Genomic DNA, 16,607 nt, shown 5'->3' with positions numbered 1-16,607 from the left:
AATTTTTTCTGAAACTACTAGAATACTTTAGTCCTAAATTCGCTATTTGTCAACCTACTTGACACATAAGTTAATACGGATATAATTAAGGGAAGCAAGAGGACAAAAGGAGTGACAAAAATGGTTGGGGCTTCCCTTAAACGTTTGTTGGAAAATGATCAATTGGTTGTTGGCATCAGTGAATTAAGTGATATCGTAGGTGTGTCTCCACGTCAATTAAGGTATTGGGAACAAAAGGGATTCATTCGTTCGATCGAAGCTGATGCGAATTGTCCTAGAAAATATCGTTTACCTACAGTCATAAAAGTAGAACTGATCAAAAAATATTTAGATGACGGATTTACTTTGTCAAAAGCTGCAGAAAAGGCAGAAATCCGCCAAAAGAAAATGCACCATGTCCGTAAAGTTTTTTCAAAAGCAATCAAAGATATCGAATTGATCGACGAACGCTATACGATTTTACAAATCGGTAACTTCAAAGAAGAGAATGCTAAGATGTACATCATTCATGACAACGAGACAGACGAATTAACTTACAAGCTCCTTCCTGTCGATGAAAAAGCTGACTACGAACAGTTGTTAAAAGAACTCTAAACGCCACTAATCTCCTAAGTACCAAGCTTTTTAATAAGTAGATGCTACATAAATACTTGAAAAAAGGCCTGTTTGAACATAAGAATATCCGAACGGTGATCTGCGTTTCTTTCATATAGAAAGGAATTCTCCATCACTGTTCGGATATTTTTTTATTTTTTTCGGTTACTTTCTTCTAATACATCTGTTAGCCAATTTGCATATTCTGTTTCCCGATTGATCGCATGCGCTAAAATCAGGTAGTGTCCGTAATTTTCATGTTTTTCTTTTTCAGTAGGAAAGATCGTTTTTTTTCGCTCTAATAGATGAAGTCGTTTTTCTTCATGAAGGTCACGCTGCTGCTGAATAATTTCTACTAATGCCGGATCATTCACGTCTTTGACGAAATACAATTTCAGAACAAATTCGTCTCGATTAACCGGTAGTTCATTGGTTGGTGTATGAATCCACTCTGCCAATTGTTCCTTCCCTTCTTCTGTTAATTCATAAACTTTCTTTTCCAATTTTTCACCTGTGATCTCTACTTGATGCTGAATGATTCCTTGCTCTTCCATTTTTGCAAGTTCAGGATAAATCTGACTATGTTTTGCTTGCCAAAATTCTCCTATTTCATTTTTGAACGATTGATTCAATTCATATCCTGTCATCTTCTTCTTACTTAATAACCCTAACAAAATATATCGAAGTGTATTTTTTCTTGCCATCAGTTTTCCCTCCTTGACAAATCTTTAAATCCATTCTATCATAAATGAGTAATCGAAAACATGTAGTTTATTACATGTTTTAATTTATAAGGAGATGCTTAAACATGAAAGAATTTAAAGAATTGGAAGATTTTATTGGAACTCACTTTATCTATACGTATGACAATGGTTGGGAATATGAATGGTATGCCAAAAATGACCATACTGTTGATTACCGTATCCATGGCGGAATGGTCAAAGGCCGTTGGGTAAAAGACCAAGAAGCTGATATCGTTAAATTGACGGACGGCGTATTCAAAATCACTTGGACAGAGCCAACAGGGACAGACGTGGCATTGGACTTTATGCCAAATGAAAAGAAACTTCACGGAATGATCTTTTTCCCTAAATGGGTTGAAGAACATCCAGAAATCACTGTTACTTTCCAAAACGAACATATCGCAGAAATGGAAGCAGCTCGTGAAAAATATGAAACTTATCCAAAATTACTTGTTCCTGAATTTGCTACGATCACTTATATGGGTGATGCAGGTATAGACAATGAAGATGTTATTAGCGAAGAACCATACGATGGAATGCCAGATGATATCCGTAGCGGAAAATACTTCGATGAAAATTATAAACGAGTAAAATAAGGTTGTGAAAGAGAGGTTGTGAAATCAGCGTTCTGACCTGAGTATTAGAGAAAGAAACGGAAAAATAGTTCCTCATGTTTTGCCGTTTTTTGAGCTAATACCGAGGGTCAGCTGATTGAACACCGTTTATCAAGAGGTTGTGAAATCAGCGTTATGCTTTGAGTAATAAGAACGCTAGTTAGAAAATAGCTTTTCATATTTTCTAGGCTAGTGGGCTTATTACCGAGAAGCAGCCGTTTGAACACCGTTTATCAAGAGGTTGTGAAATCAGCGTTTTGACCTGAGTATTAGAGAAACAAATGGAAAAATAGTTCCTCATATTTTGCCGTTTTTTGAGCTAATACCGAGGGTCAGCTGATTGAACACCGTTTATCAAAGATTGTAACAACTGCATATTCACACAGTTAAATTAGTGACTTCAAAATGAAATAATGCTCCCAGCAAAAAATTAGGCTGGGAGCATTATTTCGTTATTCTGTTCATCAAAAATCAGCGTTTTGATTCCATTTCATCACAAGTTCCTCCTCATTTACTGCTTCATCTTTTTGCTGTGTTTGAATTGTAAAACCTTGTGAAAGATAGAAATGAATAGCTGATTGATTTTTTTGATAGACTGTCAAAGTCAGTGTTTTATTGGTTTCTTTTATTTTTTTCATTAGTTGCGTACCGATTCTTTGTTGCCGGTATTCCCTTTTCACAAAGATTCCTGCGATAAACTGATCAATCACCCCAGCAAAACCAATAATTTCTTGATCTATTTCTGCTAAGTAAATCACTGCATCTGGTAAAGCTTTCCTAACAGATTCTACTTGATTCTCCCAATAAGTTGATGGAATGAATTCATGAGAATCCAAGTTAGCATGCAGCCAAATCGATAGAACAGATTCCAGTTCTTTGGCAGACAATTTTGTTGTTGTGCGGATCATTTTTTCTCTCCTTACTTATTCATTGATTTTAAAATAAAAACCATTTTTTTGAAGCTCTTTTACAAGTTTTCGCCCCTCAAAAAAGTATATCTTCTCTTGTTTTACTTTTCTAATACCAAAAGAAACAGCAACTTTAGGATCATCAGCTGAAACGATTCGATAAGTTCCACCAGGCAATTGATCCAGCTTGACTTTCCCATGATGGTCGCTTTGTACTGAAAACGGCACACCATTTCTAGTAAGTGTTTTTTTCTTATGTTTCAAAATGAATGAACTACCATTTACCGGTTTCCCTGACGAATCACTAATAATAAATGAAAAATCAAGCACTTTTTTACTTAATCTATACTGATAGATTAGTCGTCCGATAAACACTAACAGTATGACTACAGCTATTATCGTTCCTGCAAGAATAAACCATTGCCGCATGGTTCTTTCCTGATTTCCTTTTCCTTCTTCTTTTTTTACCGATTTGTTATAAGGAATCCGATGTCCTGTCACTAGCAAACGATGCGTGTTGATCATATACGGCGTACATGTAAGCAAGGTAACTAAGTCTTCTCCTTCTGAAATCGTTAGAACAGACGTGTCATCTGGCAGTACCACTTGTATATTTTTAACTTGATAAGCCAATTTCTCCCCCAAAACAGTCAAAATAAACGTGTCTCCGTTTTCTAAACGATCTAATTCGGTAAATAACCGTCGATTAGGTAAACCGCTGTGAGCAGAGATCACTGAATGCGTCGAATTTCCACCAAGCGGGAAAGAGGTTCCTTGCAAGACGCCTGCTCCATTTTCAAGGATCCTACCATTGAGCCGATCATAAAGTGAAATATTTAATTGGATCTTAGGTATATTGATACTTCCGATCAGCCATTCCTCTAATTGGCTGGATGTTGTACTTTCATTTCTGTTCTTTTCATTGAAAGGATCAGTACCAGGATTGAATCCTTGGTCAGTTAATCGTTGGTTTTTCTCCTCCATTTTCTTTCGCTGCACTTCAATTTCAGCTGCGGTCCGTTTTTGTACTTGTTCGATACGTTTTTGATCAATAAAACTATTTAAAGAATCCACATAAAATGGATATAAAGCGATCAGTAACCCTACGACGATACATATTAATAAAAACAAACGAAACAAAAGTCGACGAGACTGTTTTTGCTTACTCTGCTTCACATGTGTCCTCCCTTGCAAGTTTTTTTGTTCTTTCTTTTATTATATGGGTTCAGGAAAAAAATAGAAAATGAAAGCCGATGAGGTTGTGAAAAAGCTGTCCTGCATCAAGTAATAAGTACAGCCCAAAAAAATAGCTACTCATATTTTTTGTTGGGTTGGGCTTATTACCGCAGATGCAAGCTTTTGAACACCGTTTAAGGAAGAGGTTGTGAAAACTGCGTTATGCTTTGAGTAATAAGAGCGCTAGTCAGAAAACAGCTTCTCATATTTTCTAGGCTAGTGAGCTTATTACCGAGAAGCAGCTGATTGAACACCGTTTACCGAGAGGTCATGAAAAAGCTACTTTGTTTCGAGTATTAAGAAAAATTCTGTTTCAAAACAAGGAGATGCAACAAAACTTATGTCGCATCCTCTCTCCTTAGAACTTTCACTTATGTTTTTCTTGTAAAATTCATAAATATTTTCATGAATTTTCTAATTTCTTGCCTACCTCTCGCATAGGATATATGATGAATTTATCTAAAGTTTGCAAAGGAGTTCGACAATTGAAAAAATATGGCCCATTTTTAGCAATTTTTTTCATTGCTTTGGCATTTCTCATGCCTCATTTATTCACACATAAACTAATTTTGGGTGCTGATGCCCCATTCCATTACAATCGGTTCTATGATGCCGCGCAACAAATTAAATATGGGGATTTCCATTATTTTCCTTCCCTTTATGGATTCCAGCAAAGTGGCAGGATCGTGAATGCCGTTTACGGCCCATTTTTCGCTTATTTACAAGGATTGATCGTGTTGCTTGCAGGTAGCTGGTTTCATTATCAGATTCTTTCAAATTTCATTCTTTATCTTATTTCAGGATTTTCTATGCTGATTTTACTGAGATATGTCAATGTTCGAAATTGGGTAAGTGTACCAGTAGCCGTTTTATTCATGAGTACGTATTCTATTCAATACTGGTCTATCAACCAAGGATTCACTAGCTGGGGGACTTGTTTTTATCCTTTATGTATGATCCCTATTGCTGATTTCGTCCTTCATAAAAAGTTCCCTGTTATCAAAGTCGCTGTCTCAGTGGGACTTATGACACAGATCCATTTACTGTCTTCGATCATGTTAGCTTTGATGTATATCCCTTTTTATCTTTATTACTTTTTTAACCAGACTGAAAAAGGAAAAGCACTGCTTCAACTGATTAAGTCGGTCTTGCTTTATTTTGTTCTGACAGCAAATATTTGGGCAGGATTAGCTATTGTTTACAGTAGGAATAAGATTCTTCCTCCCTTTGTTAACAGAGAAATGAGTCAAAAGGCGATAGATCTGGATGGCAGTTATTGGCTCCATTACCCTAAGGCCTTTCCTATATTGATATTATCAGGTTTTTTGCTTTTTATTTTCTTTCAACAAAAGAACACCTTATTCCAAAAAATCGTGTTGTACACAAGTCTTGTTTTCTTTTTTCTTTCTACTAGCTTGATTCCATGGACGACATTGATCGAAAAAAATGTGCCTTTTATTAGTTTGATCCAGTTTCCATTTCGATTTTTCGTGCCATTTACGCTATTGCTTCTACTTTACCTTGCCCTTTCACTGAACCAGTGGTCTGAACAAAAGTGGTTCCGTCTTTTAAGTATATTTGGCATTCTTATTTTTTCAGCACAGACGATCCAGAACTTATACCAGCATCTGGAAAAGTGGGAAAATGAAACATTTGTCAGTCGACATACTTATCTATTCGATACGCCGGAAGAAGCAAGGAAAACATTCTTCAGCAAAGATATGTCTACCAGCTTGTTCGTTTTCCAAAAAACCACACCTGACTATCTGCCAATCTATAAGGAGACAAAAGACAATAAATACGACCGGTATAACGAAGAAATACTAGAAAACGAAACAACTTTTATAAAAACACATCCAGGCGGTCTTTTGACAATCAAGTGGAAAAACACTGGGGACAAAACTGTTCATATCCCTGTTATCGTCTACGATCGGACTGTGCTACAGCAAAATGGAAAAACATTGACTGATTATGAAGTAACAGATATCGGGACCCCAATCGTGAAGCAGAAAAAAGGAATCAACGAGCTCACGCTTCATTATCAAACGCCAATCTATTTCTATTTCATTCTTTCTCTTACTTTGATTGGCTGGTTTACCTTGCTATGTTTATTTATTTATCATAGATACAAGCTTTTACGTGCTTAGGCAAAAGGGATAAATACATCCGATCAAAAAACTCTCCAAACGGTATAATCGTTTGGAGAGTTTTATTTTAATCAGTTTTTTTATGTTATATGTTATATTTTTTATTCGTTCACATCTAATTCGATTTCCACCCCGTAGTGATCACTGATGATTGGACTATCGATCCCATCAAAAATCCGTTGATATTTTTTAACCTGCATTCCTTCAGGGACGAAAATAAAATCTATACGCAATTTTTCTGTATTTTGTTCCCAACCATCTATTTTCTTTTCCACAGTAGCTGCTTTTCCTTTTTCATTCGCGACAACATACGAATCTTGAAGAAGAAGGCAACTTTCTCTTACAGTATAATAACCTTGAGAGTCTACTGGATTATTGAAATCACCTAGGAAAAAAAGTGGTACGCGAGTTTCCAAAAAGTAGTTTTCCAAGTTTTTCCACTCAAAATAAAAGCCACTTTTTTTATCTGTCCACCAAGAAAAGTGGCAGCTCGAGACAAAAATGTCCTGATCATCTATCTTTGTTTTCCCAATCAAGATCTTGCGTGTCTGATAATCTTCTTTCTTTTGAGATTGGGAGACGGTAAGGACCTGACTTTCCAATGTTTTTTTCGTAAGCAGTGCATTTCCTTCTTCATATTTATCATAACCGATGTGGCTCATTTCCCAACTCCAAAAATACTCTTTTCCGTGTTCCTTTAAAAGCTGAACTAAACGGTAGGCAAAATTATCTTTACGGATAGGTACTTGATTCTTTACCTGACAGAACTTCATTAGCTTCGCAGGTTCTACTTCTTCAGATTCCAGTAATTGGTTGATTTCTTGTAAAGCAATCACTTCATAATCTTCTAACAGGATCTTATCTGCTAATTCTTGCAATTTTTTCTCTGGTTCTGGCTCAAGCCAGCTATGCGTGTTGAGTGTCATGAATTTCATTGGTTTTCTCCTTGTCTTCATTTCGAAACAAAAGGGTTGTGACAAAATTTTTGTCACAACCTCTCCAGCAAATAGTGTTCTCCTGCTAACTCCTCAGTAATAAGCTCAATGGACCAGGAGCTATTTTTTGTTTGGCTGTTTTTATCACTTGGTGCAGGGCAGCTTTTTCACGACCTCTCCACTAAACAGTATTCAAACTGCTGCTTCTCGGTAATAAGCCCAACCAAACGAAAAATAGGAGGAGCTATTTTTGTTTGGCTGTTCTTATGACTTGATGCAGGACAGCTTTTTCACAACCTCTCCTTACATTTTAATGGAGCCGATCACTTTACCAGCTGTCACTGTACCTAATTGCTTGATCACTACTTCTTCTACTTTATCGTTTGTAAATACGATCATGATCGTTGGATCTTTTTCTTCGTTTTGGATCACATCAAGATCCATCTCAGCTAATTTCGTTCCTGTTCCTACTTCTTGGCCTTCTTTGACAGCAATCTCAAAAGCTGGCTGATTCATTTGGACTGTATCGATTCCCATATGGATCAAAACTTCGATACCATCTTTCGTTTCCAGCCCAATTGCATGTTTGCTAGGGAAAATACTTGTCACTTTTCCAGCGATCGGCGCAACAACTTCTCTTGATGTTGGAATAACAGCAAAGCCGTCACCCATCATTTTTTGTGAGAATACCGGATCTTTTACTTCAGATAAAGGAATCACTTCTCCAGAAGCTGCGGAAACTAGTTCTTGTTCTATACCTAAGTATTGCTTACTACCTGCTTGTCCATTTCCTGTAGAAACCATTTCTGGCTCTGGAATCTCTGCTCCTGATTGCAGCAGATCTTCGATATCTGATTTCAAGACATCTGCTTTTGGTCCATAAACTGCTTGGACTCCATTGTCTTTGACGATCAATCCCATCGCCCCTGCTCGTTTCCAGGCTTCTTCAGTCCCTACTTTTTCTCGATCATTTACACTTACGCGTAACCGAGTCATACAAGCATCGACATCTTTGATATTTTCTTTTCCTCCCAGCAAATGAATGATCTGGACCACTTGCTGATCTGCTGTTCCTGTTCCGCTGTTAGATACAACGGTTTCTTCACTGTCATTGTCGTAATTTCCGTTACGTCCCGGTGTAGCAAAGTTGAATTTTTTGATCAAGAAATTTGCTAAGAAATACGTAACAACACCAAAAGCGATCACACACAACACGAAGTTGATAAGATCTCCACCTAGACCCGCTTTGATAGCTAACGGTGTCCGAGTCAGCAATTCGATATTCCCAAATGAATGGACCCGCAATGGCAAGATATCTGCCATCGCAAATGCAGCCCCTTGGATCACTGAATAAATGACATATAATGGCACAGCAGCAAACATAAACATGAACTCCAATGGTTCTGTTACACCTGTTAGAAAGACAGCCAACGCTGCTGAAAAATACATTGATTTATATCTTGCTTTCTTATCAGGATCGACATTACGATACATCGCAAAAGCCATTCCCATCAAGATACCTGAAGAACCAATCATTTGTCCTACTTTGAAACGAGCCGGCGTCCAGTTATGCAACACAAACTCATATTGCGACATATCCCCTGCACCTTTAAGATTCACTAAATCAGTGGCCCAAGCCAACCATAACGGATCTTGCCCAAATACTTGTGTCCCCGCCTGTGCGCCTGATAAAATCTCATACGATCCGCCAAGCTGTGTATAGTTGATAGGAATCGTCAGCATATGATGCAATCCAAATGGCAATAGTAAACGTTCTAATGTTCCAAATAAAAACGGTGCTAGAATCGGTGCGCTTTCTTGTGATTCTGCAATCCATAAACCAAAATTATTGATTCCAGCCTGTACGTTTGGCCACACCACAGCAAGAATCAATGCCACGATTGTTGACCATAAGATAACAACAAACGGAACAAAGCGCTTTCCATTGAAAAATGACAAAGCATCCGGCAATTTTCTATAATTATAGTACTTATTATAAGCCATTGCCCCGACAAATCCAGCGATGATCCCTACGAATACTCCCATATTCAAAGCTGGTGCTTCCAATACACTTGTAAAAAATCCTTTAACCATGATCTTCGTACCGAACAGAGTGTGGGTAAATGCATCTTCATTCGCAAGCATGTCACTTGTGACACCAAAGATAGCCCCAGTGATCCGATTGATTAAAATAAATGAGATCCCAGCTGCAAATGCTCCGCCTGCTCTTTCTTTTGCCCAACTTCCTCCTATTGCTAAAGCAAATAAAATATGAAGATTACCAATAATTGCCCAACCAATATTTTCAATTACTCCGCCCGTTGTGACAAGCGGCGTCCAATCAGGATTGATCAAGGGAATTGATTTCCCTATACTGATCATCAACCCAGCTGCCGGCATAACTGCTACCACAACCATTAAAGCCTTTCCAAATTTTTGCCAAAACTCAAAACTAAATATCTTTTTCATTCCGTTTAGCTCCTTTACGCAATCGGTTTCGTTAAACGTATTATAGCGTGCGTTTTCTTTTTTGTAAATGCTTTATTTTTTATTTTTCTGTCTATACCATTCTATAAAACCTATAATACGTGTGTTCCCTTCTATAATTTTCTCCTAAAAATTTATTTTTTTAAGCTTTTTTCTATGAAATATTTTCTTTTGTCTATTGACTTGTGCAATCGGTTGCGTTTATTATGAACGTATAAAACAGCTCATTAGGAGGAGAAAAATGAAACAGATCAAACGACTATTTGCTATTGATCCATGGAAAATCAGCACGACACAATTAGATAAAAAAAATCTTCGACTGCAAGAATCTTTAACAAGTATTGGAAACGGTTATATGGGGATGCGCGGGAACTTTGAAGAAACTTACTCAGGGGACCACCATCAAGGTACTTATTTGGCGGGTGTCTGGTATCCCGATAAGACACGTGTCGGCTGGTGGAAAAATGGTTATCCAGAATACTTTGGAAAAGTGATCAACGCCTTGAACTTTATCGCGATAGATATTTCGATCAACGATCAGCTGATCGACTTGGCTTCTTTGGAACCAGAAGACTTTTACTGGGAATTAGATATGAAAAATGGTGTATTATCTCGTACATTCACAATCACTACTTCTACTAATAAAGTACGCATTTCCTTCGAACGTTTTCTGAGCATTGTCAAAAAAGAATCAGCTTATATCTATTTAACTATAGAAATGCTTGAAGGTAGCGGAACAGTCAAACTCGTATCAAAATTGGATGGAAATGTTCAAAACGAAGACAGCAACTATGATGAACATTTTTGGAATGAGATTGATCGTGGAACTATAGAAGAAATCGGCTATTTGACGACTAAAACTATTCCAAACAACTTTGGGATTGAACAATTTACTGTTACTGCAGCAATGCGCCATTTCGTTAATGGAAAATCAGTCATCCCTGACTATCACGAAGATACTTTAGCATTACATGGTTGCTTGTCTGCAGAATTATCTCAAGGTGAGACATGGTCAGTGGAAAAAGAAATTATCGTTCTTACTAGTAGAGATATTCCAGAAGCGCAGCAAGCAGAAAAAGCTGTCTCAGAATTAACGAACCAGACAAACAATTATATCCAAGCAAAAGAAGAGCAAACAGCGGCTTGGGCAGAACGATGGAAGCTTGCCGATGTGGTCATCGAAGGAGACGAAGAAGCACAACAAGGTATTCGATTCAATTTGTTCCAACTATTCTCTACTTACTACGGCGAAGATGAACGATTGAATATCGGCCCCAAAGGATTCACAGGAGAAAAATACGGCGGAGCCACTTACTGGGATACAGAAGCGTATGCTGTCCCTCTTTATCTTGCTTTAGCCAAACCTGAAGTAACTAAGAATCTGCTGAAATATCGGCATAATCAACTGTCGCAAGCAATCCACAACGCTCAGCAACAAGGATTAAAAGGCGCGCTTTATCCTATGGTCACCTTCACTGGTGTCGAATGCCATAACGAGTGGGAAATCACATTCGAGGAGATTCACCGAAATGGCGCGATTGCCTATGCAATCTACAATTATACGAATTACACCGGCGATACGGAATATTTGAAAAATGAAGGACTGGAAGTTTTAGCAGAAATCGCACGCTTCTGGGCAGACCGTGTCCATTTTTCAAAACGAGCAAATAAATACATGATCCACGGTGTGACCGGCCCAAACGAATATGAGAACAATATCAATAACAATTGGTATACAAATACGATCGCAGCTTGGGTCTTGCGTTACACGCGAGAAAATTATTTAACTTATCAAAAAGAAGCTGCTATCACTATCAGCGAAGAAGAACTAGCCAAATGGAAAGATATCGCAGAGAACATGTACTTCCCAGTTGACGAAGAATTAGGAATCTTTGTCCAGCATGACACATTCTTAGATAAAGATCTCATGCCTGTATCCGATATTCCCACAAGCGATCTTCCTCTGAATCAGCATTGGTCTTGGGACAAAATCCTTAGATCTTGCTTCATCAAGCAGGCAGATGTACTACAGGGGATTTATTTCTTCAATGATACTTTTACAAAAGAAGAAAAGCAAAAAAACTTTGATTTCTATGAACCAATGACTGTCCATGAGTCTTCCCTTTCGCCAAGTATCCATTCGATTTTAGCAGCAGAATTAGGAATGGAAAGCAAAGCTGTAGAAATGTACCAGCGAACAGCTCGCTTGGATTTGGATAATTACAATAACGACACAGAAGACGGCTTGCACATCACTTCCATGACTGGTAGCTGGTTGTCGATTGTCCAAGGATTTGCTCAAATGAAAACTGCCCATGATCAGTTGAGATTCGCACCATTTCTGCCAAAAACTTGGAAAGCTTATTCTTTCCATATCAATTATCGCGGACGTTTATTGTTCATCTCAGTCACAGATGAACAAGTTACTTTCGAGTTATTAGAAGGTTCTCCTCTAGAAATTTACGTCTATGAACAGTCTTATTCTTTAGCGGATCGTCTAGAAATAACGCTAAGAAAGGAGGAAGCAAATGTTTAAAGGGGTATTGTTTGATTTAGACGGTGTCATTACCGATACTGCTGAATTCCATTATCGTGCTTGGCGAAAGCTTGGTCAGGAAATCGGCATTACGATCGACCACACATTCAACGAACAGCTAAAAGGCGTCAGCCGAGAAGACTCACTCTCTTTGCTTTTAGCTTATGGCGGAAAAGAACACTCTTTTTCAAAGGAAGAATTTGCAGAATTAGCGAAAAGAAAAAACGATTATTATTTAGAGATGATCCAGACGATCGAACCAAAAGATGTCTTCCCCGGGGTCGTGCCTTTACTGGATTCTTTAAAAGAAGAAAAAATCAAGATTGCTCTTGCTTCTGCAAGTAAAAACGGGCCATTCCTACTTGAAAAAATGGGTCTTACACCTTACTTTGATGCTATTGCCGACCCGGCAGAAGCAACAAACGGAAAACCTGCGCCAGATATCTTCCTCCTTGCAGCAAAAGCTGTCGGACTAAAAGCAGAAGAATGTATCGGGATCGAAGACGCGCAAGCCGGTATCCAAGCCATCCTCTCAAGTGGCGCTCAACCAATTGGCGTGGGACGTGCTGAAGACCTTGGAGAGGAGATCCCGCTTGTCCCTGATACGACTTTTCTTACGATCGATTACTTGAAAGAAAAGTGGCATGACCATGGATAATCCAGAGATCTCCGTCGTACCAGTTCCAGAGACTGAAATAAAGAAAATCACATTGAAGAACGACTACTTAGAAGTCGTTCTTCTCAATTACGGTGCCCGCCTGCACCAAATCTTCGCACCAGACAAAGAAGGAAAATCAGAAAATGTTTTATTGTCTTACGATCGTTTCGAAGATGTTCTAACAGACAAAAGCTTTTTTGGAGCAACTGTCGGACCTGTAGCCGGAAGGATCCGGGATGCTTCTTGGGGTGAGCATAGATTGGAGAAAAACTGCGGATCACACCATATCCACGGTGGCACGAAAGGCTGGTCTTTCCAATTTTGGGAAGTAGAAGTTTTCAAAACTCCATCATCAATAGGTGTGGTCTTTTACTTAAAAGATGAATTTTCTACCTATCCAGGACCAATCACTGCTACGATCACTTACCGTTTAACAAAAAACGAATTAGAGATGACAACCTCTGCTAGTAGCCTTGTTGAAACCATCTGCAATCCGACCAACCATGCCTACTTCAACCTTTCAGGAAATGGAACAAGAGACATCTATGAACATCAGTTAACGGTCTTTTTAGATGGTGTGCTTGAATTAGATCAAGAAAAACTGCCTACTGGAAATTGGACAAAAAAAGAAAAACTGCCAATCGACTTTAGAAAATCCCCAACACTGCAAGAGATCCTTGCATGTTATCCAGATGGACTAGATGATGTATTTCTTTTGCATCATCCTAGGCTTTCCAAAACTTCCTTACAATTATTCGAGAAGCATTCTGGTCGCCAAATGACTATAGCAACTTCTAATAAAAGTATGGTATTATTTTCTACGACTGGATTCGAAGCTGATTTCTCTGTCAATGGAAAACAGATGCATTCAAACTACGGATTAGCAATCGAACCGCAAGAAATCCCTGATATCGTTCATTTCCCCAAATTTGGATCGATCAACCTCCATCCTGGTCAAGAACGGATCAGTCAGACGATTTATCGGTTCTCTGCACAATAACAAGAGAAAGGTGTTTTTATCATGGCTATTACCGTAAAAGATGTGGCGAAAAAAGCCGGTGTTGCCACCTCGACCGTCTCTCGTGTCATCAACGATCATCCTAGTATTTCCGAGACAACAAAGAAGAAAGTCCGAAAAATTATGGATGAACTAGGTTATGTTCCTAACATGACTGCCCGCAATCTAGGAAAACGCATTTCCAGTGCCATCGGCGTAATCTTACCCCCTCTTGATTCAAAAGAGCGGATCGGTAACCCATTTTATCTTGAGATCATGGAAGCAATCAACGAAGAAGCGCGGAATTATGATATGACTACAGCAATCGCTACTGCTAAAAATTTTGAATTGCTGTTAGAGAACGTCCAGCGTATGCATTTACAAAAACAAGTAGATGGTTTTATTCTAGTGTATTCAGATAGTCAAGATCCTGTCATTGATTATTTATACCAAAACCACATCCCTTTCACTTTGATCGGACAGCCTTATCATCATGAGAACGAAATCGTTTATGTAGATAATGATAACCAGCTTCTAGGTAAACAAGCAACAGAATTTTTGATCCAGAATGGACATAAGAATATCCTGTTTGTGACAAACACGACTCATGAAAGTTTGTATTTCGAACGATATTTCGGTTATCAAAAAGCAATGATGATGGCTGGTCTTCCTGCGTTATCCAGTGTAGTACTAGAGCATCCGGAGGATTATCTGTCCTTTGAGAAAACGTTGAAAGAAAACGAAGCCACAGCATTGGTGGTCATTGACGATATCTTCGCCCTTCGCACGATGCAGTTGGCGCAAATGTACGGCTATGTCATTCCAGAGACACTCTCCGTCATTAGCTTCAACAACTCGATCTTCTCAACATTAACACACCCTTACCTTACAAGTATCGATATCGATATCTCCGAATTAGGACGTGTCGCTATGCAAAAGCTGCGCGAATTGATCCATGAAGAATTGAGCAGTGGCGTACGTTTGGTCATCCCTCATCGCTTGATCAAAAGAGAGACAGTCGTTCCTTTAGAAAACCCATACTAAATAGCTGACTCACTAAATACGCCGACCATTTATCCTATGGTCAGCTTTTTATGTAAAAGAAGATACTACTTCTAACACATTGTTTATCTGTAAAAAAGAGCGTGGGACAAAAGTAAAGAACACTTTTATCTCACGCTCTAAACACGTATAAACGGCGGAAGCAGAAGCAACTCCTTCGGAAATAAGCTGAAATTCACAAAAATTTAAAAAGCAATTTTCTTGAGTTTCTTCTTATTTCTTGGAGTTAAACGCTTCTGTCCCAGCCTCTTTTTTCCTTCCTTCAATTTTTTACACGTCGACGATTCAATAAAAAACCGCCTAATATTGTAAAGACAGGTGCAAGAATCGAGAAAAAGGCGAATGGCAAGTAATGCAACGCGCTAACTTTCATCGTTCCCATAATGAATGTGCCGCTGACTCCCCACGGTACGAGAGAATTGACGGTCGCACCTGAATCCGCTAGTGTTCGTGTCAAATAGGTTTTTGATAAGCCAACGTCATCAAAAGAACGCTTGAATGTTTCTCCTGGAAGAATGATGGACAGATACTGTTCTCCAACGATCAGATTGATTCCGATACAGCTCAAGGCAGTAAACCCGACTAAACGAGAAGGTCGGTCCATCTTTTCTTTTAATTCTTGAACGATGGTATCAACGATCAGATATTTGATCAGTAACCCACCTAATGCCAATGCAAGTAAAATCAAACTAGCAGAACCTAACATACTCATGATCCCGCCTCGAGAAAGCAGTTCATCTAGCTTTGGATCAGGTGTATTTGCGACATAACCATTCATCAAGATGTCTGCTGCTTTTCCGACCGTCAAACTTTTCTCATGGATAAAAGAAAGAACGAGAGCAGCTGTCGATCCCGCTAGTAATGTAGGGATAGCCGGAATTTTTTTGATTGCCCCCCCAAATAAAATAACTAGTGGAATCAATGTCCAAGGAGAGATCCAAAAGCTCGCTTTCATGTTTTGGATCATTTCATTGATACTAGCTAGATCGGCTGAATGACTGTTATGTCCTAATATCGTATAAAAAATCAACGAAAGGACGAATGCTGGGAAATCCGTATAACGCATACCAGCGATATGTTCGAATAGATTAACTCCTCCAATACCCGCTGCCAAGTTGGTCGTATCTGATAAAGGCGAGCAGTTATTCCCTAAAAAGGCACCGGAAACGACTGCGCCTGTAGTCATTGCATCATTGAATCCAAGTAAATGACCGATCCCCAAAAAAGCAATTCCAATCGTCGAAATCGTTGTAAATGAACTGCCGACAGTCACTCCGACAATTGCACAAACAAGAAATGCTGTCGGTAAAAAGAAACGCACAGAAACAAGTTTAAATCCATAAACCATAATCGTAGGGATGGTTCCAGATAAAATCCATGAAGCAACTAAGACACCAATCAAAAGAAAAATCAGGATTGGAATGATCCCTGGAGTGATTCCTTTGATGATCCCGTCATGGATCTCATCCCATGTGAACTTTTTAAATCTGCCATAAAACAACAAACACATGAAAGCTGCAAGGATCGGGATATGTGGCGAGAGCTGGAATCCGATGATCAGTACTCCTAGGAGTGCCAACAACACGATCAATACAGCGATACTTTCTTTTAAAGAAATATTTTTATTCATCGTCGATCTCCTATTTCAAATGAAAAGGCCCTGCCATGAAAAAACTATTCACTTGGCAGG

At 38.7% G+C, this 16,607-nt stretch carries 13 protein-coding genes; 7 read left to right on the top strand and 6 right to left on the bottom strand.

The genetic code is table 11. The annotated features are described in order from the left end of the window. Positions 1–120 precede the first annotated feature (120 nt). Complete coding sequence (locus PYW34_RS01810) at positions 121–594, top strand: MerR family transcriptional regulator (protein ID WP_002286344.1); 474 nt, start codon at positions 121–123, stop codon at positions 592–594. A 152-nt stretch (positions 595–746) separates the two neighbouring features. On the opposite strand, the gene PYW34_RS01805 is transcribed toward PYW34_RS01810, so the two are convergent. After that, a complete protein-coding gene (locus PYW34_RS01805) occupies positions 747–1,298 on the bottom strand; it encodes a PadR family transcriptional regulator (RefSeq protein ID WP_002286354.1) in 552 nt (183 codons plus the stop codon). A 104-nt stretch (positions 1,299–1,402) separates the two neighbouring features. On the opposite strand from PYW34_RS01805, the gene PYW34_RS01800 reads away from it, so the two are divergent. Then, positions 1,403–1,933, top strand: coding sequence for a phenolic acid decarboxylase (locus tag PYW34_RS01800; protein WP_002286355.1), 531 nt, complete (start codon positions 1,403–1,405; stop codon positions 1,931–1,933). A gap of 482 nt (positions 1,934–2,415) precedes the next feature. Here the strand turns inward: PYW34_RS01800 and PYW34_RS01795 are convergent, their stop codons facing one another. Then, complete coding sequence (locus PYW34_RS01795) at positions 2,416–2,859, bottom strand: GNAT family N-acetyltransferase (RefSeq protein WP_002286361.1); 444 nt, start codon at positions 2,857–2,859, stop codon at positions 2,416–2,418. A gap of 15 nt (positions 2,860–2,874) precedes the next feature. Then, the gene (locus PYW34_RS01790; protein WP_002333220.1) at positions 2,875–4,035 is read right to left on the bottom strand and encodes a class C sortase; all 1,161 of its coding nucleotides are present in this window, start codon (positions 4,033–4,035) and stop codon (positions 2,875–2,877) included. 506 nt (positions 4,036–4,541) lie between these two features. Here PYW34_RS01790 and PYW34_RS01785 point away from each other — a divergent pair. Continuing rightward, on the top strand, positions 4,542–6,242 hold the full coding sequence (locus tag PYW34_RS01785; RefSeq protein ID WP_016925797.1) for a hypothetical protein: 1,701 nt from the start codon (positions 4,542–4,544) through the stop codon (positions 6,240–6,242). Positions 6,243–6,343: 101 nt separating this feature from the next. On the opposite strand, the gene PYW34_RS01780 is transcribed toward PYW34_RS01785, so the two are convergent. Then, the gene (locus PYW34_RS01780; RefSeq protein ID WP_002294625.1) at positions 6,344–7,177 is read right to left on the bottom strand and encodes an endonuclease/exonuclease/phosphatase family protein; all 834 of its coding nucleotides are present in this window, start codon (positions 7,175–7,177) and stop codon (positions 6,344–6,346) included. A gap of 303 nt (positions 7,178–7,480) precedes the next feature. Further along, positions 7,481–9,646, bottom strand: a complete 2,166-nt coding sequence (locus PYW34_RS01775) for a PTS transporter subunit IIBC (RefSeq protein WP_002286368.1) — start codon at positions 9,644–9,646, stop codon at positions 7,481–7,483. A 259-nt stretch (positions 9,647–9,905) separates the two neighbouring features. On the opposite strand from PYW34_RS01775, the gene PYW34_RS01770 reads away from it, so the two are divergent. Genes PYW34_RS01770 through PYW34_RS01755 form a run of 4 tightly spaced genes read left to right on the top strand, consistent with a single transcriptional unit; the run spans position 9,906 to position 14,899 of the window. Then, positions 9,906–12,200, top strand: coding sequence for a glycoside hydrolase family 65 protein (locus PYW34_RS01770; protein WP_002333219.1), 2,295 nt, complete (start codon positions 9,906–9,908; stop codon positions 12,198–12,200). Then, positions 12,193–12,858 carry a beta-phosphoglucomutase gene (pgmB, locus tag PYW34_RS01765; protein WP_002286375.1) on the top strand — a complete coding sequence of 222 codons (666 nt, stop codon included), beginning with the start codon at positions 12,193–12,195 and terminating at the stop codon, positions 12,856–12,858. The genes PYW34_RS01770 and pgmB overlap by 8 nt, the downstream gene beginning before the upstream one ends. Next, positions 12,851–13,858, top strand: a complete 1,008-nt coding sequence (locus PYW34_RS01760; RefSeq protein WP_002294627.1) for an aldose epimerase family protein — start codon at positions 12,851–12,853, stop codon at positions 13,856–13,858. The genes pgmB and PYW34_RS01760 overlap by 8 nt, the downstream gene beginning before the upstream one ends. Positions 13,859–13,879: 21 nt before the next feature. After that, positions 13,880–14,899 carry a LacI family DNA-binding transcriptional regulator gene (locus PYW34_RS01755; protein ID WP_002294628.1) on the top strand — a complete coding sequence of 340 codons (1,020 nt, stop codon included), beginning with the start codon at positions 13,880–13,882 and terminating at the stop codon, positions 14,897–14,899. 280 nt (positions 14,900–15,179) lie between these two features. On the opposite strand, the gene nhaC is transcribed toward PYW34_RS01755, so the two are convergent. Further along, positions 15,180–16,547 (bottom strand): Na+/H+ antiporter NhaC, encoded by a 1,368-nt coding sequence (nhaC, locus tag PYW34_RS01750; RefSeq protein ID WP_002286385.1) that lies wholly within the window; start codon positions 16,545–16,547, stop codon positions 15,180–15,182. Positions 16,548–16,607: the final 60 nt, after the last annotated feature.

Source organism: Enterococcus faecium (genome assembly GCF_029023785.1).
GTDB classification, from domain to species: Bacteria; Bacillota; Bacilli; order Lactobacillales; family Enterococcaceae; genus Enterococcus_B; species Enterococcus_B faecium.
Note: the sequence above shows the minus strand (reverse complement) of the source record. Positions and strands in the feature narration are given on the sequence as shown.

Coding starts and splice junctions, on each gene's coding strand:
- PYW34_RS01810 (WP_002286344.1), top strand. CDS start 121: ATGGTTGGGGCTTCCCTTAAACGTTTGTTGGAAAATGATCAATTGGTT.
- PYW34_RS01805 (WP_002286354.1), bottom strand. CDS start 1,298: ATGGCAAGAAAAAATACACTTCGATATATTTTGTTAGGGTTATTAAGT.
- PYW34_RS01800 (WP_002286355.1), top strand. CDS start 1,403: ATGAAAGAATTTAAAGAATTGGAAGATTTTATTGGAACTCACTTTATC.
- PYW34_RS01795 (WP_002286361.1), bottom strand. CDS start 2,859: ATGATCCGCACAACAACAAAATTGTCTGCCAAAGAACTGGAATCTGTT.
- PYW34_RS01785 (WP_016925797.1), top strand. CDS start 4,542: ATGATGAATTTATCTAAAGTTTGCAAAGGAGTTCGACAATTGAAAAAA.
- PYW34_RS01780 (WP_002294625.1), bottom strand. CDS start 7,177: ATGAAATTCATGACACTCAACACGCATAGCTGGCTTGAGCCAGAACCA.
- PYW34_RS01775 (WP_002286368.1), bottom strand. CDS start 9,646: ATGAAAAAGATATTTAGTTTTGAGTTTTGGCAAAAATTTGGAAAGGCT.
- PYW34_RS01770 (WP_002333219.1), top strand. CDS start 9,906: ATGAAACAGATCAAACGACTATTTGCTATTGATCCATGGAAAATCAGC.
- pgmB (WP_002286375.1), top strand. CDS start 12,193: ATGTTTAAAGGGGTATTGTTTGATTTAGACGGTGTCATTACCGATACT.
- PYW34_RS01760 (WP_002294627.1), top strand. CDS start 12,851: ATGGATAATCCAGAGATCTCCGTCGTACCAGTTCCAGAGACTGAAATA.
- PYW34_RS01755 (WP_002294628.1), top strand. CDS start 13,880: ATGGCTATTACCGTAAAAGATGTGGCGAAAAAAGCCGGTGTTGCCACC.
- nhaC (WP_002286385.1), bottom strand. CDS start 16,547: ATGAATAAAAATATTTCTTTAAAAGAAAGTATCGCTGTATTGATCGTG.